This is a genomic window from Malaciobacter canalis (assembly GCF_008000835.1).
GTDB classification, from domain to species: Bacteria; Campylobacterota; Campylobacteria; order Campylobacterales; family Arcobacteraceae; genus Malaciobacter; species Malaciobacter canalis.
The window spans coordinates 1214896-1235845 of sequence record NZ_CP042812.1; the positions used below are offsets into that span (position 1 = coordinate 1214896).

The following is a 20950-nucleotide window of genomic DNA, read 5'->3' on the forward strand; positions in this document are numbered from 1 at the left end:
AAATAAAATGAAGAAGATATTAATAAAAAGTTTATTGATTGTTTTTGTAGCTAATTTAATTACTGGTTGCTCTTTTAAAAGTGATGATTTAATTGAATTAAAACCTAAGTTGAATAACCTAACAAAAAGGGCAAATAGTGCAATCAAAAGAAGAGGTATTGAAGTATCTAATGTAAATGAGTATTTGGCTACTAAAAATCCAATTTTGATGGAAAGTTTTAAAGATTATGATTTAAAGATTAAGTATGAAAATGAAGTTACTGTAGTACTTGTATGTAAAGATGAAAAAGCACTTTATGAAGATTTGTCTTGTGATTTGAAAATAGATAATGATTATTCTTCAAAAAATGTAGCATGTGCTTTTAGAGTAAAAAAAATCAATTGTGAAGATTAACTTAAATAAAAAGATTCGATCTCATTAAGACAATCTTGTATCAAATATAAAAAGGAAGGATACTATGGATATAATTGGAATTAAAACTATAATAAATGAGTATAAAAATATTTTTGTTAAATTTAATCTAAATGATATAAAAAACTCTTGTACAAAAATAAATATTAATAGTATAGAGGGACTTGAGTTAAAAGCCTCAGATTTTAAAACTCTTTCAAATATTAAAGCAAATGAAAAAATAAGTTTATTTTTTACATTTATAGATAAGAAAACAAATAAAATTATTGATTCAAGAGCCTATTCTAGAATAGTTAAAGGTAATAAAAAGTTTTATTTAAATGTTAGAGATATTGATAATAAGAAATCTTTATATGAATATGATATATATATGATTGCAATACCTGGAATTAAAAAAAATGAAGAAATTATAAAAAAACTTTCTAAATCTTTTTATAAGCCAATACGTGTATTTAAAATATCAAAAATTTCTTATAAATTAAAGGTCATTACTTTATCAATAATTTTCTTTTCTATATGTTTTTCATACTTGCAAATAGATATTCGTTCAGTATTAATTGAGAATTATGGTTTTGTGGATTCAATTATAGATGAATTTTCTATTACTAGTAGTATATTACAATATTTATACAAAATGGTTGGAATAACTTCTTTAGGAATATTTGTATTTTCATTTTTAACGGTTATTATTATCCTTACTATAGACTTAATACTTCAAGGTTTATTTTTTTTATATAAAATGTTTTTTTATAGAAAAAAAGAGAAGGAAATAGAAAGTAGTTTATTGTTTAGTTTTTATAATTTCAAAGATAACTTGAAGCTGTTTAAAAACGTTAATTTTTTATTTAAAATATTTATGATATACATTGTTTTTATGATAACTTTTGTTTTTCCTATGATTTTTTTTGTAACGTATAATAATGAAAAAAACGATATAAATCTCAGATATTCAATTATTAAAAAATATTTGAATATGTCAGCGTTTCCTAGTTTAGTTAAAATTGAAGAAAGTTGTAAAAACTGTAAAAAAGAAGTTCTCATTGTTGGATATGACCATACTTATACATATTATTATGATTATAGTTATATAGATAAACTTATTAATAGGCAGACTAAGGATATTAATGAAGAAGAAATAGATAAGTCTAAAAAAATGTCTTTTAATGATATATATGCTTATCTACTGAATAATCTCTCAAAAGAAGAACGTAGATTTATAAAAAATGAAGATTATAAAATTATTGATAAAATTGATATATCTGTATATGAACCAAAATTTTTATTTAATTAAAATATAAAAATAACATTATTATAATTTAGAATTTAAATGAATAGTTTCATTCGCAACTTCAGAATCTTTAGTATAAGGGATAGATAAATACTTTTTAACTGTATTTAGGTCAGAGTGTCCTAATGCTCCAGATAAAAAGAAGTAAAAATATTGCGTTATTATCTAATGTGAGACTTTTAAATAAAATTAGAATGATGAATATTGATGATTTTAAGAATATAAAAATTGCAATTTGTAATAAATTCATATTCAATCAAAAAAACTTAATATAATTATAAATCTTATTAAAGTGGTGATATTTATGAGTGGAGATTTTGAGAAAATGAAAATAAAGTTGAAAGATTTAATTGGATTATACTATAATTGATGAACTTTATTTTTTGATAAAGGAAACTAATAAATGAACCTTAACAAAAGATAACTCATGACACTTATATCTAAAACAATAGCCTACATATTAACACTTCCTTTTCTTACTCTTTGGCTACTTTTTTGCTTTATTATTTCACTTATTGGTTCGATGCTTTATAAAAAGAGAATTTATATTGATTTAGATAGGGTGAAAAAAAGAGAGACTATTTGTAGTGTGTTAAATAATAAAAAATATCTAAGCGATGAAGAGTATGAGTTTGAGACTGTTGAGGTGGCTTGTATTTATGATGAGCTTACTTTTAGGGGATACTTGTTTGTTTTAGCTCCTGTGATTTTTTTGCTAAAGCATTTTAGTTTTGCTGATGATTTTGTTTTTTATCTTGTAAAAAAGTGGATGGATTTACATAAGTTTCAAAGAGAACACAAAAAAAGACCTAAGAGTTTTTTCTCATCTCTTATGTCTTTATGTGTTTTACTTGCCTTTTTTGTAGGACAGGTTTTGTATAGGATAAAACCTTAATTACTTACTAGTTGTTTCTAAATTAAATAAATGATACTATTTATAAAAAACTTTAATCACTTAAGGAAATAAATATGAAAATTGGATTTATAGGATTAGGTATCATGGGAAAACCTATGGCGAAAAATCTACTAAAAGCAGGGTATGAGCTAGTTGTTACAAATAGAAGTAAATCTTCTGTTGATGAGTTGGTATCTGCTGGTGCGCTTGGTGCAAGTAGTGCTAAAGAAGTCGCTCAATCTTGTGATGTGATTATTACTATGCTTCCAAACTCTCCACAAGTTAAAGAGGTGGTTTTAGGTAAAGATGGTGTGATAGATGGTATAAAAGCTAGAAGCATTGTTATCGATATGAGTTCAATAGCTCCTTTGGTTTCACAAAGCATAGCTCAAGAGTTAGCAAAAAAAGATGTAGAGTTTTTAGATGCTCCTGTAAGTGGTGGTGAGCCTAAAGCTATTGATGGAACACTTTCTGTTATGGTTGGTGGTAAAAAAGAGGTATTTGACAAGTGTTACGATATTTTGCTTTCTATGGCTGGTTCTGCTGTATACACTGGAAAGGTTGGAGCGGGAAATACTACAAAACTAGCAAACCAAGTTATCGTTGCACTAAATATTGCTGGTATGTGTGAAGCATTGGTACTAGCTACAAAAGCTGGAGTTGAGCCAGAATTAGTTTATGAAGCAATTAGAGGAGGCTTAGCTGGAAGTACTGTTTTAGATGCAAAAGCTCCTTTAATTATGAATAGAGAGTTTAAACCAGGATTTAAAATCAATCTACATATAAAAGATTTGCAAAATGCACTTGACACTGCCCATGAGATTGGAGCTCCTGTTCAGCTTACAGCTAGTGTTATGGAGATTATGCAAGCTATGAAAGCTGAGGGTGAAGATCACTTAGACCATGGTGCTTTGATAAGATATTATGAAAGATTGGCAAAAGTTGAAGTAAAAAGGTAAGTAAAAATACTCTACCTTTTTCCTCTAATGCTATCTAAGTAACTGTATATTGTTACTTTTGAAACGCCCATATATTTTGCGACTTTATCAATAGAGCCTTTTACTAAAAAGATGCCTTTTTCATCCATAAATTTGATGATTTCTAGACTATCTTTTCTTGTTAGTTTTTCTATGTTAGTATTTTCAAAAATCTTTTTTATAAGATTGTCAAGAATACTTACTATATCTTGGTCAAGTACATATTTCTCTGATTCTTTTGTTTCTTGTCCTGATGGTGTTCCTAAAAAGTCTTGCATCTCTTCTTGCAAAAGATGAGAAAGAGTCAAATCATAGTTTAAGCATAGCATACCTATTACTTCATCTTTTTCATCACGAATCAAAGCTGATGAAGATTTGATTTTTTTTCCATCTTCTGTTTCAAAAAAGTAGTTAACTACATAGTCATCTTTAAAATCTTTATTAAGTAATACCATTTTTATTAGATGATCAAAACTTTGACCAACTTTTCTACCAGTAACATCACCATTTGCAGCGTAAACTACTGAGTTTTTAGGTTGTGTTAAATCATGCAATACCACTTCGCAATTTTTTCCAAATGTTTTTACAATCATATTTGCAATGGGTATATAAGCTTTAAGAACTAAGTGCATTAAAAGTCTCCTTGTCAAAGTGTAATATATCAAAAAAATGCTAAATTATTTAGTGGTCAGATTTTAATCCAGCCCCACACATGGATATTAAACAATCACTTAGTTTCTCATTTGTTTTACAATACTCTAAATATGCTGCATATGAAGCAGCTGTTGTATGTTCACAATATACGCCTTTTTTTGCAAGGATTTTTCTACTTTCAACTATTTTATCTTCTGGTGCAATAATTGTTTTTATATTGTATTTATAAATATACTCTAAAATCTCTTCTCCACGCATTGGCACACCAATTGCAATACCTTCTGCTAATGTGGGTTTAAGACTTACTTTTGCAGGTTTTGTTTCTTTGTTTTTTACAGCTTCTACAAAAGGAGGGCAGTATTGGCTTTGTATTGCATAGATATTTGGCATAGATTTGATTAGTTTACTTTCAAGTAACTCTTCTAAAGCTTTAATTACACCTATAAATAAAGTTCCATTTCCAAGTGGTACAAATATGTTTTTAGGGATTCTGTTTAGTTGTTCATACACTTCATAGATATAAGTTTTTGTTCCTTGATAAAAAAATGGATTATAAACATGATTTGCGTAAAAAACTTTTTCTTTTTCTACTTTTTGTCTGCAAATATCAGCACAATCATCCCTTGAGCCATCTGTTATTGTAACTTTTGCATTATGAGATTTTATCATATCTATTTTTTTAGGAGATGTTCCTTTGGGAACAAATATTTCACACTTTATATTTGCTTTTGCACAATATGCAGCAATACTATTTCCTGCATTTCCACTGCTATCTTGAACAACACTTTCTACTCCTATTGATTTGCAATGAGATATTAACATAGCAGCACCTCTATCTTTGAAAGATAGTGTTGGCATAAAGTAATCCATTTTTAGTAAGACATCTTTATCAAACTCAATAATAGGAGTCATTCCCTCTCCTAAAGTGATATCTTTATAACTATCATCTATTATGGGCATAAACTTTCTATATCGAAAAAGTCCCCATGTGTTTTTATCTACTAAATCTAAATTAAATTTTGGTACATGAAAGTGTAATTTCCACAATCCCCCACAATCACACTTTGCTTTGTGTGTTCTTACATCTTCAGTTTTTTTACATTTACTACAAATATACTTCATAATACTCTCCTTTAACAAGCTGCTATAACATCAATTTCAACTTTAAAACCAAAGTGAAGTTTTGCTAAAGCTGTAATTGTTCTTGCAGGTGTATGTTCTGCAAAAAAATCACTATATATTTTATCAACTGTTCCCCATTCATCCAAATCATTAATATAAACATTAACTTTTAAGACTTTTTCTTTAGCTGAACCTGCTTCTTGTAGAATTAATTCTATATTGTTTAGAATTTGTTTTATTTCTTCTTGCATTGTTCCAAACTTTTTTTCTCCAGTTTTTGGATCAATAGAGAATTGCCCCGATATATAGACTCTACTGTCTTCTATTAGTGCTAAAGCATAGTGTCCATTTGCTTTTAGATTTTGTACTTTTCTAATTATTTTCATAAGTTTACCTTTATGTATTTTTAAAAGTATATAATTTTTTATATGTTATGTCAAGTATTTGTATAAAAAATTATATATTAAAGTTGATATTGTCAAGAAAATCGCTATTAAAATGAGTTTTATTTGTTATTTTAAAGTGTGTTATATAAAAAAGTATATAGTTTTTTATAATTAAAGCCTTTATGCTTTTTTTGATAAACTACGCATATTTTAAAATAATTATTTACTAAGGTTTAATCATAATGAATTTAAAAAGTCAGTTGTACTTAATATTTGAAGATCCATCAAAACATAAATATGGATATTTTATACAAGTTGCTATATATATAAATATTATTGTAAGTATTATTGTTATGTTTCTTGAAACAGAAAAAAGCTTAAGTGAATATTTTGATTTATTTAAAACAATAAATATGGTAAATATATTTATATTTACTTTAGAGTATGTATTAAGAGTCTATTCTATAAATAAAAATAAACTAAAGTATATGCTAACTCCTTTGATGATTGTTGATTTGATTGTACTTTTACCTTTTTATCTTACTTTCTTTAATATTGATTTAGGTTTTTTAAGAGGTCTTAGAATAATAAGAATTTTTAAGCTATTTAGATTGGCAAAGTTCAATGAGTTTGATAAGATTATAACAGAAATTTTAAAAGAGAAAAAAGAGGAGTTTTTATATATTGTTATTGCGATTTTTATTCTTTTATTTACCTTAACTCCTCTTGTTTATTTTGTAGAAACAAAAGCTCAACCTGAAGTTTTTACTAGTATGTCCACAACTTTATGGTGGTCTGTTACTACTTTTACAACAGTAGGTTATGGTGATATGTACCCAATTACTACAATGGGAAGAATGCTAACAACTGTTGTTAGTGCTTTAGGAATTGCTTTTTATGCTATTCCTGGAAGTATTTTTACAAGTAGTTTACTAGATAAAATAAATGAAAAAAGAAAAGAAAAAGATAATGAATAAGTAAATATTCTGAGTTATTATCTATGATATGTTATGATTAAGTAATAAAATTAAAGGTTTAGGGTGTTTTACTTCAAATTTCTTATTATTTTTACTATTTTTATGACTTCTTATGTAAATGCTTCAGAAAAAAAGTTAATTTATATTGTTTCTGATATTAGAATTCCTTTTTGGGAGATTATGAGTAAGGGCATTAAAAGTAAGTCATCTAATTATGATTATGATGTAGAAGTATATAGTTCATCAAATAGTGCAAAAATTGAGCTAGAAAATACATTAAAAGCAATTAGAAGTAAACCTGATGGTTTGATTATATCTCCCACAAATTCATCTGCTTGTGTTACTATTTTAAAATTCGCAAAAGAAGCAAATATTCCTGTTGTTATTTTAGATATAGGAACTGATAGTGGAGAGTATTTATCTTATATCTCTTCTGATAATAAAACGGGTGCTTATAATATAGGAAAAGTTTTAGTAAAGAAGATGCAAAAATTAGGCTATGAAGACGGTTCAGTTGCAATTGTTGCTGTTCCTCAAAAAAGAATAAATGGACAAGAAAGAACAAGAGGATTTTTAAAAGCACTAAGTGAAGCCAAAATAAAAAGTGTAGATTTAAAACAACAAATAACTTGGACTCAAGCAGAAACTTATATTTATACAAAAGAGTTTATTAAAAAATATCCAAATTTAAGGGCTGTATGGTTACAAGGTTCAGATAGATATCAAGGAGCACTTGATGCTATAAATGAATTAGATAAAAAAGGTGAAGTTTTATTATTGACATTTGATGCAGAGCCAGAGTTTATAGAGTTGATACAAGATGATATACTTGTAGGTTCAGCCATGCAACAACCTTATTTGATGGGGCAAAAAGCTGTTGAACAATTTTATAACTATTTTAACAAAAAAGAGATAATAAAAAATATCCAAATGCCAATACTTGCTATTTCAAAAGATAATATTAAAGAAAAGTTACCTCTTATAAAAAGAAATGTTTTAGGAATAGAAAAATAGATGAAAAATGTCAAATCTCTTTATGTTACATTTGCTATTAGTATTTTTATTATTGTAACTATTTTTATGAGTATAAGCGCTACTTTTTCGTATGTAAGTACTAAAAATAGTATCATGGAAAATATGAAAGAGAGTTCAGAAAACACAATTAATACTCTAAAGAATAATTTGACTAATCTTATCTCATCATATGCTGTAAATGAATATACAAATCTTTTGTACAATGAGATTAAAAATAAAGATATTTCTGCAATAGTTGTAAGAGATTATAATATGGGAAAAATTGTAGGTAAAGAGGCTTATATTGTTGGAAAAATAAGAATTGATGGTAATATTATTGATTTTAATACAAAAAATAAATCTCATATTTCTTCTTTGAAAACTTGCTACTATAAAAAAGAGTTTAAAATAAAATCTATGATAAAAAAAGATTTGGGTCATATTACTTTATGTGTATCTGATGAAAAGATGAAAGAAGAATTACATGCTATTATTTATAAAACTATAAATAATACTATACTTATATCTTTATTTTTAATAGTATGTCTTTTTGCTCTTTTTCATTATCTTTTGATGAAACCTATTTCAAAAATAATATCAAATTTAAATAATACTGATAAAGACGGAATTCCTGTAAATGAGCTTCCTTTAACTTTTTCAAAAGAGTTAAATTTACTTAATGGTGCAGTAAATAAAATGTTGTATTCAATTAAATCTTCAAGAAATATATTAAAAAAGAGTGAAAGCAGACTAAAGTATTTATTAGAGATGAGTCCTATTGCTGTAAGAATTGCAAAAAATAAAGGTACTAAGGTTGTATTTTCAAATCATACATATGCTTCTTTGATAAAAGAAGATTATGTAATTGATTCAGACCCCTCAAAATATTATAAAGATAAAAATGAATATAAACAAATAGTTGAAAAGATAAAAAATAAAGAAAAAATCTTTAATAGATTAGTTGAATTTAAAATAAAAGATAAAACAGTTTGGGCACTTGCTTCATATATGAGTATTAAGTTTGATCAAGAAGATTCTGTTATTGGTTGGTTTTATGATGTTACACGAGAAAAAAACTTACAAAAAGAGTTAATAAATCAAAAAAATGAGTTTGAAGCAATATTTAAATATACAAAAGATGGATTAGCACTTTTAGATTTGCAAAGCAATTTTTTAAAGTTCAATGAAGCTTATTTAAAACTAACAGGATATACAAAAAAAGAGTTATTAACAAAGTCTTGTATAGGTTTGACAGCTATTGAAGATAAAGTAAGAACTCAAAAAGCAATGGATGATGTTTTAAAAGATGGTTCAAAAATAAATTTTGAAAAAAGTTGCTTAGTTAAAGATGGGCGAACAGTAAGAGTTAGTCTCTCTTTAGTACTACTTCCAGATAAAAAAACAATTCTTTTAAGTGCCAAGGATATTACAGAACAAAGTATTATTCAATCACAAGCAAAATTAGCTTCAATGGGTGAAATGATAGGTAACATTGCCCATCAGTGGAGACAACCATTAAATATAATATCAACAATTGCAAGTAGTATAAAAGTTAAAAATGAGTTTGGACAAAAAGTAGAACTTGATGATTTGTTATTTGATATGACCCATATTATGGAACAAACACAATATCTTTCAAAAACTATAGATGATTTTAGAAACTTTATAAAAGATACAAATGAAAAAGAGGTTTTAAGTATTGTTAATACTATAGAAAAAACATTAGTTATAATTCACTCTTCTTTTTTAAATAATAATATAAAAATTATAAAAGATTATGAAGATGATATTGAAATAGCAGGTTATCAAAACCAACTTATTCAAGCTATTATGAATATACTAAATAACTCAAAAGATGCAATTGTTGAAAATGTGTTAGATGATGATAAAAAAGTAGTTCATATAAGCACTAAAATAGTAAATAAAAATTTCATTGTTTCCATAAAAGATAGTGGCAAAGGAATAGATAAAGATTGTATTGATAAGGTTTTTGAACCATATTTTACTACAAAACATCAAAGTGTTGGTACTGGTATTGGCTTATCTTTGGCTCATCAAATAATTACAGAGCATCACAATGCATCGATTGAGGTTTCAAACTGCACTTTTAATGTAAACTCAAAAGAGTATAATGGTGCTTGTTTTAATTTGATATTTAAAATCTAAAAAAGTTTATATGTTAGTTTTTTTAGAATTTTTTTGAAAGTTTTTGTCTCTTCTTCTGATAATATATCAAAAAAGTACTTTCTTTTTTCAATCATTTCATCTAGACATTTAAGTGTTAATTCTTCTCCTTCTTGTTCAAGTGAGACTAACATACTTCTTTTATCTTGTGCTGATGGTATCCTTGAAATTAATTTTCTGCATTCTAGTTTTTTTAAAACTTTTGTCATTCCACCAGATGAAAAAACAGTTGCTGAGTATAAATCTGTGGGAGATAATGTCTTCCCATTAAAATACAATGCTGCTAATACATCTATTTCTGAGTGACTTAAATCATATTTTTCTTTTATATAGTGTTCTGTTTCATTAAATAGATTTCTATATATCAATGTAATTGGCAATGCTATTGCAAACTGCTCATATCGCGGGTTATTAACTGTTTCAGTAAAGAATTGGTCTAAATGTTGTTTTTCCATTTTAAAATTCTATCTAAAATAAGGTTAAAAAGATAAATCTTTCTAGAAAGATATCTTTAAGCTAATTAATGTTATCTTTCTAGCAAGATAAAAGGAGTTATTTTGAAAAAGATTTATTTTCTATTTTTTATCCCAATTTTACTTATGGGACAAAACTTAGACGAGTTAATAGATTTGTCTATTAAAAATAGACTAGTTGATTCATATAAAAGTGATTTAGAATCATTGAAAAAAGAGTATGACAGTGTAAAAAGTGGTTATTTGCCAAGTTTAAATCTTGGTGTAAACTATTCAAAAGCAAATAAAGAACTTGCTTCAACACCTGATAATAGTACGACACTTAATGCTTCAATTGATTATACATTATATGATGGTGGAAAAAAATATGACAGATATTCAAGTTATGAAATGAGTATAAAAGGTAAAAAAGAGGATTTATCTTCTATAAAAAATCAAATATCTTTAGATGTTACTAAATATTATTATGATTATTTATCATTATTAGCAAAAAAAGATGCAAAAAATAAAGAGATAGAGCAGTTAAAAGCTCAATATGAAAGATTAAGTAGATTTTTAGAAGCTGGAACTACAACAGAAGATGAAATACAAAAAATTATATCAAGAGTACAAAGTGCAAATGTGAGCTTACATGAAATAGAGTTAGAACTTCAAACTATTATTCATAATTTAAAATATATTACAGGGCAAACAGTAAGCATTGATGATGGTTCATTTATAGAGCCTTTAAAACAAGAACAACTTCAAAGTAATAGAGCGGATATAAACTCTTTGAAATTTCAAGTAAAAGCTTTATTTGAAGATGCAAGTGCACAAAAAAGTGATTATTTACCAACAATTAGTGTAAGTAATACTTATACTAATGCAGATATGAATTATGATAATAGTGACTTTAAAGCACCTTATGATGAACAAAATATATTTTCAGTTAATTTAAAATGGAATATTTTTTCATTTGGAGAGACAAAAAATAGATTTGAATCAAAATATAAAAAATATATTAGTGCAAAATCAAAATATGAGTATGAAAAAAATAGAGCAAATGTTGATTTACAATTGGCAAAAAAAGCATATGAAATTGCAAAATTAAAGATTGATTCTGCACAAGCTGGATTAAAAGCAGCAAATAGTGCATATGAAGTAATAAAATCAAAATATCAAAGTGGACTTATTGATAATGTTGCTTTTTTAGAATCTCTTAGTGAAAAATATGAAGCAATAAGTGTATTAAAAAGTGCTTTATATGATATAGAAGTTAAAAAAGCAAATCTTATTTATCATAGTGGAAAAAATTTAAAGGAATATATTAGATGAGAAAAAGAGTTTTACCCTTAATAGTTTTAATAGTTTTAGGTTTTAATGCTTGTAGTGATGATACACAAGCAAAACAACAAGCAAACTCAAAGCAAGAAAGACCTGCTTTACCAGTGAAAATATTTGATGTAAAAAATGAGACACCAACTATTTCAAAAGAGTATCCAGCAGTTATAAAGCCTTTTGAAGAGGTAAATGTAATTGCAAGGGTTTCAGGAACTTTAGAAGAGAAGTTTTTTAAAGAAGGTGAATTTGTTAAAAAAGGTAAGCTTTTATATAAAATAGAAGAAGATGTTTATAAAACAAATTTAAATATGGCAAGTGCAAATGTAAAAAAAGCACAAGCAAACTATAATAAATCATATAAAGATTATCAAAGAGCAAAAAAACTTTTAAAAAGTAAAGCTATTAGTGTTCAAAAATATGATGAATATGTATATATTTATGAAGATTCAAAAGCTCAGTTAGAAAGTAATAAAGCAAGTTTGCAAAAAGCAAAAATTGAGTATGACTATGCAACTGTAAAAGCTCCAATTAGTGGAATAGTAGGGATTAAACAAAGTGATATTGGTGATTATGTTGGAACAAACTCTTCAAACTCATTATTAGTTACAATAACTTCTATAAACCCTGTACATGTAGAGTTTTCATTAAGAAAAGATGATGTAGTGGCTTTTTTAAGTCAAATTAAAGATGGTAAAGTAAATGTTACTTTAGATGTAAATGATAAGACAATTAAAGGGGAAATAGATTATATATCTCCACAATTAGATTTAGATACTGATACTTTACTTTTAAGAGCAAAATTTAATAATGATGAAAATAGTTTAATTGTTGGTGAGTTTACTAAAATAAAATTAAATAATATAACTGTAAAAAATGTACATATAATTCCAGAAAAGGCTATTTTAAAAACTGCAAATGGTGATTTTGTTTATGTAGTAGAAGACAATATAGCAAAACTTAGACCAGTAAAACTTGGAAGTTTATTACAAAGTGGTGTAGTAGTTAAATCAGGTTTAAAAATTGATGATAAAATAATTGTTAGTAATATAGCAAAAGTAAGACCTGACACAAAAGTACAAGAGTTAGGTAAATAGTATGTTCTCTTCATTTTTTATTAAAAATCCAGTATTTGCTGCTGTTGTTTCTATAATTATTGTACTTACTGGAACAGTATCAATGATAAACTTACCAATAGAGCAGTATCCAAAAGTTATTCCACCTCAAATTATTGTATCTGCAACATATCCAGGTGCAAGTGCTGAAACTATTGCAAAAACAGTTGCAGCACCAATTGAGGAACAAATAAATGGTGCAAATGATATGATTTATATGAACTCTGTTGCCTCTGATAGTGGAACTGTTAGTATAAATGTATTTTTTGAAGTTGGAACAAATCCAAATGATGCAAAAATTGATGTAAACAATAGAGTACAAGCAGCACTTTCAAAACTGCCTGAACAAGTGCAAAGACAAGGTGTAAATGTAAGAGAAAGATCACCTAGTATGTTGCAAGTTGTTATGCTTCACTCACCATCAAATGCCCATGATATTAAGTATTTATCAAACTATGCATTGATTAATATAGTTGATGATTTAAAAAGAATTAGTGGAGTAGGTGATGCAACAATCTTTGGAGCAAAAGATTATGCTATTAGAGTTTGGATTGACCCTCAAAAATTAGCAAAACAAAAGCTAACAACAAGTGAAATTATAGATGCAATAAAAGAGCAAAATGCTCAATATGCAGCGGGAAAATTTGCTTCTGAACCTGTACAAAATAAGCAAATGTTTACTTATACTTTACAAACACAAGAAAGAATGAGTAAACCTGAACAGTTTGGAGATATTATAATTAGAGCAAATGAAGATGGTAGTGCATTGACATTAAAAGATGTTGCAACTATTGAGCTTGGTGCTCAAAGTTATAATATGACAACAAAATTAAATAATCAACCAGCCATTCCAATTGGTATATTTTTACAAAGTGGGGCAAATGCACTTGATACTGCAAGAGCAGTAGAAAAAGTATTAGAAGATGCAAGTAAAAATTTTCCAGCAGGATTGGAGTATAAAATACCTTATGATAGTACAGATTTTGTTGAAATATCTATAAAAGAAGTTGCAAAAACATTTGTTGAAGCTATTATTTTAGTTATTGCTATTATTTTCTTATTTTTACAAAACTGGAGAGCAACACTAATCCCAGTTTTAGCAGTACCTGTTTCTATTATTGGTGCATTTGCAGGAATGTATGCACTTGGATTTAGTATTAATTTACTTACACTATTTGGACTTGTTCTTGCAATTGGTATTGTTGTTGATGATGCTATTATTGTTATTGAAAATGTTGAAAGACATATGAGTGAAGGAAAAAGTGCTAAAGAAGCATCTTTTATGGCAATGAAAGAGGTTTCAAGTGCATTAATCGCTATTGTTTTAGTACTTTCATCTGTATTTATTCCTGTTGCATTTATGGGAGGATTAAGTGGTGAAATGTATAGACAGTTTGCTATTACTATTGTAATTTCTATTGCAATTTCTGGATTTGTAGCTTTAACTTTAACACCATCATTGTGTGCAACTATTTTAAAAGATACACATAATAAAAAACCAAAAGGTTTTTTCAAATGGTTTAATGACTCTTTTGAAAAAGCGACAAAAGGGTACTCGTTCTTAGTTAAAAAAACTATTAGATACTCTATTATAAGTGTATTGTTATTTGGTGGACTTATTTTTGTATCTTATGATATGTTAAAAGATTTAAAAACAGGACTTGTTCCGCAAGAAGATCAAGGTACAATATTTTTATTTAGTTACAACCCTCCTGGTGCTTCACTAACTAGAACAGAAAAGCTATCAAATGAGATAAATCAAATTGTATCAAAAGATAACAATGTTGAAGATATAATTTCATTAGTTGGTTTAGATTTAGTTACATTTGGACAAAGAACACATGCAGCAGCTACAATTGTTAAGCTTAAAGATTGGGAACAAAGACAAAACCCATCTCAACATGCAGCAGTATTAAATCAAAAATTCAATAAACAACTAATGGCTACTTCTGATGGTTTTTCATTTGGTGTTTTACCACCTCCAATTATGGGTATGAGTATTTCAGGTGGATTTGAAATGTATGTACAAGATAGAAGTGGTGGAAAAATAGAGGATTTAAGTAAATATGTAAATCAAATAGTTGCTAAAGCAAATAAAAAAGAGCAGTTACAAGGAGTAAGAACATCTCTTACGCCAAATATTCCTCAATATAGAATTTTAGTTGATACAAAAAAGGCAAAAGCAAAAGGTGTTAGAGTTGATGATATTTATAACACATTAAGTGCAACATTTGGAAGTTATTATGTAAATGATTTCAATTTATATGGAAGAACATATAAAGTAAATCTTCAAGCTAAAGGTGAGTATAGAAGAGGTGTTGAGGATTTAAAATTTGTACTAGTTAAAGGAAAAGATAATCAACTTGTTCCTATTAGTTCACTTGTAAATGTAAAACCAATAGTAGGTGCTGATATTGTAGAGAGATTTAATCTTTTTCAAGCAGCAAAAGTATCAGGTCAGCCAGCACTTGGGTACAGTTCAGGAGATGCACTAAAAGCAATAGAAGAAGTTGCAAAAGAGGTACTTCCTCAAGGTTATACTATAAGTTGGGTTGGAACTGCATATCAAGAAAAGCAAATATCAAGTAGTAGTGTACAAGCATTTGGTTTTGGTATTGTTTTACTATTTTTAATTTTAGCAGCTCAATATGGAAGATGGCTAATGCCTATTTCTGTACTTCTTGCCGTTCCATTTGCAATATTTGGAGCAATTGTAGCTACACATTTAAGAGGTTTAAACAATGATATATATTTTCAAGTTGGATTATTGGTTCTAGCTGGACTTGCAGCAAAAAATGCAATTTTGATTGTAGAGTTTGCTTTACAAAAACAAAAAGAGGGCTTTAGTTTAAAAGAAGCTGCACTAGAAGCTGCAAAGATTAGATTAAGACCTATTATTATGACTTCACTTGCTTTTACTTTAGGAGTAATACCTCTTGCATTAAGTAGTGGAGCAGGAGCTGCAAGTAGACACTCATTGGGAACAGGTGTAATAGGTGGAATGCTTTCTGCTACATTCATTGCAATTGTATTTATACCACTTTTTTATATATTGGTTTCAAAGTTTAGTAAAAACCAAAATTAAAATGTAACAAAAAATTTGTAAACATCAAAAAAGAGAATCAATAGCCTTTTCTTGTAAGAGTTTAATCTTACAAGAGGGCTTAAGTGGTTTGACAATTTCAAGTTTAGCAAAAGAGGCTAATATTGGAAAAGGTACTATTTATGAGTATTTTGAAAATAAAGAAGATATTGTTTTAGAATTAGCAAATATACTTCATAAAGAGTATTTAGATGAAGTTTACAAATTAGCACCAAAAAAAAATAGTATTGAAGATAAAATTAAAGTGTTGATTTTGACTTCTTATGAAGAAAAATTTATTGAGTATAGAAAAATTTTCAAAGAGTTAATAGGTGTTTCTTACTACAAAACAAACTGCGCTTTTATGCTTTTTCAAAATCATTGGTATAAACAAAACTATCAATTTTTATATAAATATATACAAAAAGCTATAAAAAATAAAGAGATTAAAGAGAATTCAACTATTTTTATAGATAGTATTTTAAGTACATTTGTAGGATATTTTATTCTTTCTTTTTCCAAATCAGACCTACAAAAGAGCATCAACTCCATTGATTCATATATTAATAATCTTTTTTTAATGCTAAAAAAATAAATTCTAAATTTTAATGATACCTTTTTAGTACCTTTTTTAATTACAATCATTTTAAGTTTTATAAAAGGTTTTAAAATGATTGAGAGTATATTAGCTGAATTAAAGTTTTATGGAAAGTTTCTATCAATTTTAATAGTAGAAGATGAAAAGAAAATCGCTTCAGAGCTTCATGGTTTATTAAAAAAGATATTTAAAAAATGTGATGTTGCATATGATGGTCTTGAAGCATTAGAACTTTATAATAAAAATGCTTATGACATAATCGTAACAGATATAAATATGCCTAAATTAAATGGCTTAGAATTAACAAAAAAAATAAAAGCAAAAAATAAAAATCAATGTATATTAATTTTTTCAGCATATATAGATACATTTGTAATTGATTTAATAGATTTAGGTATTAATGGCTTAATCTTAAAACCTTTTAAAATAGATAAATTTTTCCAAGTATTATCAAAGAATTCAGAAAATATAATGCTTAAAAAAGACTTTCAAAAAGCTGTTAATGGGCAAAAATACAAAAGAGTAGTTAAAAAACAGTCAGATACTATAGTTAAAGTTGACAGTCATAAATTAGTTTCTGGAAAAAATTTTATAGATGATTTAAAGTCTGATAGTATTGCATGGAATTCTATTAAATCACAGTTAGATGAATTGCTTGAACTTATTCAAGATTTTGAAAATTTAATTGAAAAAATTTTTTTAAATGAAATCTCAAATGAAATTTTAGAAGAAATCTCTTTTGTATTAGAGCGAATATCTTTCATACTTAAATCCACAGATATATTATTGAATATTTCAGAAGTAATTCTTCAATTGTCAGAATTTTTATATGCGATAAAAGTAGAAGAACTCTCTTTAGAACAAAAAGAAAAGTTAAAAATTTTAGAATATATTCATGATGACTTATCAAGATTTATTCAATCAGTATTTATAGAACAAGATACTTTAGATATTTATTATTTAGAAGATTCTTTTAAGAGCTCCTTAGAACAATTAAAAATGAATATTTTAAATGAAAAAATAGAAGAAGAAGAAATAGATTTTTTTTAAAGGATGGAAAATGAAAAGAGTAGTTTTTGTAGATGATAGTAAAACAGTACTTGCTTCTGTTGAGTTAGCATTAAAAAATTTAGTAAATGAAGGTGTTATTGAAATCATATGTTTCATAAATCCAAAAGAGTTTTTGCATGAAATTAAAAACAATAATCTTGATTTTGATTTACTATTCACAGATGTAAATATGCCACAAATGAATGGATTAGAATTATCAAAAGAAGTAAAAAAGATTGAAAATACAAAAAGAAAACCAATTTTAGTTCTTACTACTGAAAATTCTGATGAGATGAAAAAAGTTGGAAAAGAGATAGGCGTTACAGGTTGGGTTGTAAAACCTTTTAGTGAGCAAAAAATAATTATGGCTGTTAAAAGAGTCCTAAAAATAAGATAAAGGTTAAAAAATGTCAAAAAAAGTTTTAATAGTAGATGATAGTTTAACAGTTAGGTTATATCATAGACAAATTTTAGAAAAAGCCAATTATATATGTGATGAAGCAGAAAATGGAATGGAAGCTTTAGAAAAAGCTCAGTTAAGTAATTATGATATTTATTTAGTAGATGTAAATATGCCTGTTCTTGATGGATATAGTTTTGTAAAAAGGTTGAGAGAAGGAGAAGGAAGTATAGCTCCTGTAATTATGGTTAGTACAGAAAGTGAAGAGATGGATATGGATTTAGCTTATGAAAGTGGTGCATCTGTTTATTTAGTTAAACCAGCTAGACCTGATGATTTAATTTTAAATATTAATATGCTTACTTTTAAAAAATAAAAGGCAAAAAATGGATGCAGTACTAGAACAGTTTCTAAGTGAAGCAAAAGAAAATTTAGATTTTTTAGATAAAAATTTAAAAAATTTAGAAAATGAAAATCAAGAAGAGTTAGATGCCCTATTTAGAGCAGCTCATACTTTAAAAGGTGGAGCTGGACTTGTAGGACTTGAATCAATAAAAATTATAACTCATTATGCAGAAGATTTATTAGATGGAATAAAAAAGCAAAAAATTAAGTACACTCAAGATATGCTTGAGGTTTTATATGATGCTTTTGATGAAATAGTTGAAATGATAGATTTAACACAAGATGCAGGAGAGCTAATAAGTTTTGATGATAAAAGAGTAAGTGAAATTGCAAATAAAGTAAAAGCTTTAATTGGAAATGAAAAAGAAGATAATCTTCAAAAATTAGATACTGAATTAAATATTATAACATCTGAAAAGATGAATATTGCAGAATTAATACCTTTACATAATTTATATTCTTATTTAAAAGAGTTGCCTTTTTCAATGCCTATTATTAATCAAGAATTTATTGAAGAAGATAATTTTTATCTAATAGATTTTGACTTAGATGAAGAGTGTTGCAATTTGGGAAATGATCCTATTTATTTATCTTCACTTTTAGGTGAGAATGCAATTTTTAGTATTAATACTATTATTTATGAAACTAATGATTTAAAGAAAATTCCAAATTTATGGAAAACAAGATTATTAATGGTAGTAAAATCATCAAAAGATATGCTTGAGGATTGTTTTTATAATATTCTTGATGATATAACTTTTTATCCTTTAAGTATAAAGTCTTTATTTGAACCATCATTTGACTCTTTAAAAGATGAACAATTTGAATGTTTTGTAAAAGACTTAAGAGTTTTTATTAATAGTAATGATTATATTAATTTTGATAAAAAGTTATCAGAAACTACGAAAAAGTTAGATTTTTATACAAAAGAAGGTTTTATTCTTTCAAGATTAGAGACTTTATTGCCATATTTTGAATTTGAAGGAATTGATTATTTAGAGCTTATAAACTTTGTTTCAATACTTTTAAAAATAGATAATCCAAGTTTATTACAAAATAAGGAGAACAGTTCTAGTGAGTTTGAAAAACAAACAGTTATAAATACTTTAAAACAACAGTTAAAGGTATTAGAATTTTCAAAAGATGATATGACATTATCAAGAGTTAGATTACATTCAAAGAACTCTTTAGAGTTTATTAGTATTGAATCAAATCTTCATATTGATGATTCAAAAGAGGACTTAGTAAAAAAAATAGATAATTATATATTAATATTAGAAAAAGGTCTTAGTATTAGTGAATCTACTAATTCAAATGAAAATATAGATAATAAATTATTAGTTGAAGAAAAAGAGTTAGTAAAAGAAGATTTTATTATAAATGAAAATCAAAAACAAAAATCAATAATTCCAAAAACTGTAAAAATTAATCAAAGTGATATTGATGATATGATGAATATTATTGGTGAATTATTAGTAATGAAGAACTCTTTACCTTATATTTCGAGTTCTATGAGTAGTGAAAATGTAGTTGAATCTAAAACACAATTAAATACAAAATATGAAGAGATAAATAGAGTTACAGAAAAACTTCAAGAACTTGTAATGGGAATGCGATTATTACCTTTATCATACATATTTAGTAGATATCCTAAACTTATTAGAGAACTTAGTAAAAAATTAGATAAAAAAATAAAATTTGAAGAGTACGGTAGTGATACAAAGCTTGATAAAATGATGATAGAAAAAATTGCTGATCCTTTAGTTCATATTATAAGAAATTCAATTGATCATGGAATTGAAAAAGATTATGAAGAAAGAGTAGAACTTGGTAAAACAAAAGAAGGACTTATAAAAATTGGTGCAAAAAGTGTAGGTGATAAAGTTCAAATAATCATAGAAGATGATGGAAGAGGAATTGATACTCAAAAAGTTTTGATAAAAGCTTTAGAGTTAGGACTTACAACAGAAGAAAAGATTGAATCAATGACTGAGCAGGAAAAATTACAAATGATTTTTAATCCTGGTTTATCAACAGCTACTCAAATTACGGATATAAGTGGTAGAGGAGTAGGTGCAGATGCAGTTAAGAAAACTATTGAAGAACTAAGTGGCGAAATATATTTAGAAAGTTCATTAGGCTTAGGAACAAAAGTTACTATTGAAATTCCTGTTTCAGTTGCTTTAGCAAATGTTTTTTGCATTAAAATGAATAATATTAATTATGCTATTGCTATGGAAAATGTAATAGAGACTATTAAAATTTCAACAAGTGATATTCAAATGGCAAATAAAAAGCCATATGCAAGGTTAAGAGGAGAGCTTATACCTCTTGTTTTTGAAAAAAGACTACTACCTAAAAATCAAAAAACACAAAAAACACAAAGTGTTGTAATTGTTCAAGCAAATAGTTTAAAGTATGGATTAGTTGTAAATGAATTTATTAATCAGTTAGATGTTGTACAAAAACCACTTGAGGGTGTATTGTCAAGTCATCCAATTATTACAGGAACAAGTTTATTAGGTAATGGTGAGATTTTATTTATATTAGATGTAAATAATATAGTAGATTAGTTTATAGATATTAGGCTTTGTAAGTATT

General features: G+C 26.4%; 19 protein-coding genes. 15 read left to right on the forward strand and 4 right to left on the reverse strand.

Annotated features, from left to right (window positions below):
* Window positions 1-7: 7 nt before the first annotated feature.
* The 4 genes from ACAN_RS06165 (at window position 8) to garR (ending at window position 3554) form a co-directional block, all read left to right on the forward strand.
* Window positions 8-394 (forward strand): hypothetical protein, encoded by a 387-nt coding sequence (locus ACAN_RS06165; protein ID WP_099334216.1) that lies wholly within the window; start codon window positions 8-10, stop codon window positions 392-394.
* A gap of 64 nt (window positions 395-458) precedes the next feature.
* Complete coding sequence (locus ACAN_RS06170) at window positions 459-1703, forward strand: hypothetical protein (protein WP_099334217.1); 1245 nt, start codon at window positions 459-461, stop codon at window positions 1701-1703.
* A 424-nt stretch (window positions 1704-2127) separates the two neighbouring features.
* On the forward strand, window positions 2128-2595 hold the full coding sequence (locus ACAN_RS06175) for a hypothetical protein (protein WP_099334218.1): 468 nt from the start codon (window positions 2128-2130) through the stop codon (window positions 2593-2595).
* 74 nt (window positions 2596-2669) lie between these two features.
* Complete coding sequence (gene garR / locus ACAN_RS06180) at window positions 2670-3554, forward strand: 2-hydroxy-3-oxopropionate reductase (protein WP_099334219.1); 885 nt, start codon at window positions 2670-2672, stop codon at window positions 3552-3554.
* Between the two features lie 11 nt (window positions 3555-3565).
* Here garR and ACAN_RS06185 read toward each other — a convergent pair whose 3' ends face one another.
* Genes ACAN_RS06185 through ACAN_RS06195 form a run of 3 tightly spaced genes read right to left on the reverse strand, consistent with a single transcriptional unit; the run spans window position 3566 to window position 5734 of the window.
* The gene (locus tag ACAN_RS06185; protein WP_099334220.1) at window positions 3566-4204 is read right to left on the reverse strand and encodes a helix-turn-helix transcriptional regulator; all 639 of its coding nucleotides are present in this window, start codon (window positions 4202-4204) and stop codon (window positions 3566-3568) included.
* Between the two features lie 49 nt (window positions 4205-4253).
* Complete coding sequence (locus ACAN_RS06190; RefSeq protein WP_099334221.1) at window positions 4254-5348, reverse strand: threonine synthase; 1095 nt, start codon at window positions 5346-5348, stop codon at window positions 4254-4256.
* An 11-nt stretch (window positions 5349-5359) separates the two neighbouring features.
* The gene (locus tag ACAN_RS06195; RefSeq protein ID WP_099334222.1) at window positions 5360-5734 is read right to left on the reverse strand and encodes a RidA family protein; all 375 of its coding nucleotides are present in this window, start codon (window positions 5732-5734) and stop codon (window positions 5360-5362) included.
* A gap of 242 nt (window positions 5735-5976) precedes the next feature.
* On the opposite strand from ACAN_RS06195, the gene ACAN_RS06200 reads away from it, so the two are divergent.
* From ACAN_RS06200 to ACAN_RS06210, 3 genes are all read left to right on the forward strand, one after another.
* Window positions 5977-6711: an ion transporter gene (locus ACAN_RS06200; RefSeq protein WP_147525205.1), complete on the forward strand. Its 735-nt coding sequence runs from the start codon at window positions 5977-5979 to the stop codon at window positions 6709-6711.
* Window positions 6712-6774: 63 nt separating this feature from the next.
* Window positions 6775-7725, forward strand: coding sequence for a substrate-binding domain-containing protein (locus tag ACAN_RS06205; RefSeq protein ID WP_228269681.1), 951 nt, complete (start codon window positions 6775-6777; stop codon window positions 7723-7725).
* Window positions 7726-9891, forward strand: coding sequence for a PAS domain-containing sensor histidine kinase (locus ACAN_RS06210; protein WP_099335097.1), 2166 nt, complete (start codon window positions 7726-7728; stop codon window positions 9889-9891). It begins immediately after the preceding gene.
* On the opposite strand, the gene ACAN_RS06215 is transcribed toward ACAN_RS06210, so the two are convergent.
* Window positions 9888-10364: a MarR family winged helix-turn-helix transcriptional regulator gene (locus ACAN_RS06215; RefSeq protein WP_079579998.1), complete on the reverse strand. Its 477-nt coding sequence runs from the start codon at window positions 10362-10364 to the stop codon at window positions 9888-9890. The genes ACAN_RS06210 and ACAN_RS06215 overlap by 4 nt on opposite strands.
* Window positions 10365-10466: 102 nt before the next feature.
* Between ACAN_RS06215 and ACAN_RS06220 the strand changes: the two genes are divergently transcribed.
* The 8 genes from ACAN_RS06220 to ACAN_RS06255 all read left to right on the forward strand — a co-directional run bounded on the left by ACAN_RS06220 (window position 10467) and on the right by ACAN_RS06255 (window position 20922).
* Window positions 10467-11696 (forward strand): TolC family protein, encoded by a 1230-nt coding sequence (locus tag ACAN_RS06220; RefSeq protein ID WP_099335098.1) that lies wholly within the window; start codon window positions 10467-10469, stop codon window positions 11694-11696.
* Window positions 11693-12796 (forward strand): efflux RND transporter periplasmic adaptor subunit, encoded by a 1104-nt coding sequence (locus ACAN_RS06225; protein ID WP_099335099.1) that lies wholly within the window; start codon window positions 11693-11695, stop codon window positions 12794-12796. The genes ACAN_RS06220 and ACAN_RS06225 overlap by 4 nt, the downstream gene beginning before the upstream one ends.
* A 1-nt stretch (window position 12797) precedes the next feature.
* Complete coding sequence (locus ACAN_RS06230; RefSeq protein WP_099335100.1) at window positions 12798-15899, forward strand: efflux RND transporter permease subunit; 3102 nt, start codon at window positions 12798-12800, stop codon at window positions 15897-15899.
* A gap of 64 nt (window positions 15900-15963) precedes the next feature.
* On the forward strand, window positions 15964-16491 hold the full coding sequence (locus ACAN_RS06235) for a TetR/AcrR family transcriptional regulator (RefSeq protein ID WP_228150665.1): 528 nt from the start codon (window positions 15964-15966) through the stop codon (window positions 16489-16491).
* A 75-nt stretch (window positions 16492-16566) separates the two neighbouring features.
* Window positions 16567-17544: a response regulator transcription factor gene (locus tag ACAN_RS06240; protein WP_099335102.1), complete on the forward strand. Its 978-nt coding sequence runs from the start codon at window positions 16567-16569 to the stop codon at window positions 17542-17544.
* Between the two features lie 10 nt (window positions 17545-17554).
* Window positions 17555-17941 carry a response regulator gene (locus ACAN_RS06245; RefSeq protein ID WP_099335103.1) on the forward strand — a complete coding sequence of 129 codons (387 nt, stop codon included), beginning with the start codon at window positions 17555-17557 and terminating at the stop codon, window positions 17939-17941.
* Between the two features lie 10 nt (window positions 17942-17951).
* The gene (locus ACAN_RS06250) at window positions 17952-18320 is read left to right on the forward strand and encodes a response regulator (protein ID WP_099335104.1); all 369 of its coding nucleotides are present in this window, start codon (window positions 17952-17954) and stop codon (window positions 18318-18320) included.
* Window positions 18321-18330: 10 nt separating this feature from the next.
* A complete protein-coding gene (locus tag ACAN_RS06255; RefSeq protein ID WP_099335105.1) occupies window positions 18331-20922 on the forward strand; it encodes a chemotaxis protein CheA in 2592 nt (863 codons plus the stop codon).
* Window positions 20923-20950: the final 28 nt, after the last annotated feature.

Coding starts and splice junctions, on each gene's coding strand:
- ACAN_RS06165 (WP_099334216.1), top strand. CDS start 8: ATGAAGAAGATATTAATAAAAAGTTTATTGATTGTTTTTGTAGCTAAT.
- ACAN_RS06170 (WP_099334217.1), top strand. CDS start 459: ATGGATATAATTGGAATTAAAACTATAATAAATGAGTATAAAAATATT.
- ACAN_RS06175 (WP_099334218.1), top strand. CDS start 2,128: ATGACACTTATATCTAAAACAATAGCCTACATATTAACACTTCCTTTT.
- garR (WP_099334219.1), top strand. CDS start 2,670: ATGAAAATTGGATTTATAGGATTAGGTATCATGGGAAAACCTATGGCG.
- ACAN_RS06185 (WP_099334220.1), bottom strand. CDS start 4,204: ATGCACTTAGTTCTTAAAGCTTATATACCCATTGCAAATATGATTGTA.
- ACAN_RS06190 (WP_099334221.1), bottom strand. CDS start 5,348: ATGAAGTATATTTGTAGTAAATGTAAAAAAACTGAAGATGTAAGAACA.
- ACAN_RS06195 (WP_099334222.1), bottom strand. CDS start 5,734: ATGAAAATAATTAGAAAAGTACAAAATCTAAAAGCAAATGGACACTAT.
- ACAN_RS06200 (WP_147525205.1), top strand. CDS start 5,977: ATGAATTTAAAAAGTCAGTTGTACTTAATATTTGAAGATCCATCAAAA.
- ACAN_RS06210 (WP_099335097.1), top strand. CDS start 7,726: ATGAAAAATGTCAAATCTCTTTATGTTACATTTGCTATTAGTATTTTT.
- ACAN_RS06215 (WP_079579998.1), bottom strand. CDS start 10,364: ATGGAAAAACAACATTTAGACCAATTCTTTACTGAAACAGTTAATAAC.
- ACAN_RS06225 (WP_099335099.1), top strand. CDS start 11,693: ATGAGAAAAAGAGTTTTACCCTTAATAGTTTTAATAGTTTTAGGTTTT.
- ACAN_RS06230 (WP_099335100.1), top strand. CDS start 12,798: ATGTTCTCTTCATTTTTTATTAAAAATCCAGTATTTGCTGCTGTTGTT.
- ACAN_RS06240 (WP_099335102.1), top strand. CDS start 16,567: ATGATTGAGAGTATATTAGCTGAATTAAAGTTTTATGGAAAGTTTCTA.
- ACAN_RS06245 (WP_099335103.1), top strand. CDS start 17,555: ATGAAAAGAGTAGTTTTTGTAGATGATAGTAAAACAGTACTTGCTTCT.
- ACAN_RS06250 (WP_099335104.1), top strand. CDS start 17,952: ATGTCAAAAAAAGTTTTAATAGTAGATGATAGTTTAACAGTTAGGTTA.
- ACAN_RS06255 (WP_099335105.1), top strand. CDS start 18,331: ATGGATGCAGTACTAGAACAGTTTCTAAGTGAAGCAAAAGAAAATTTA.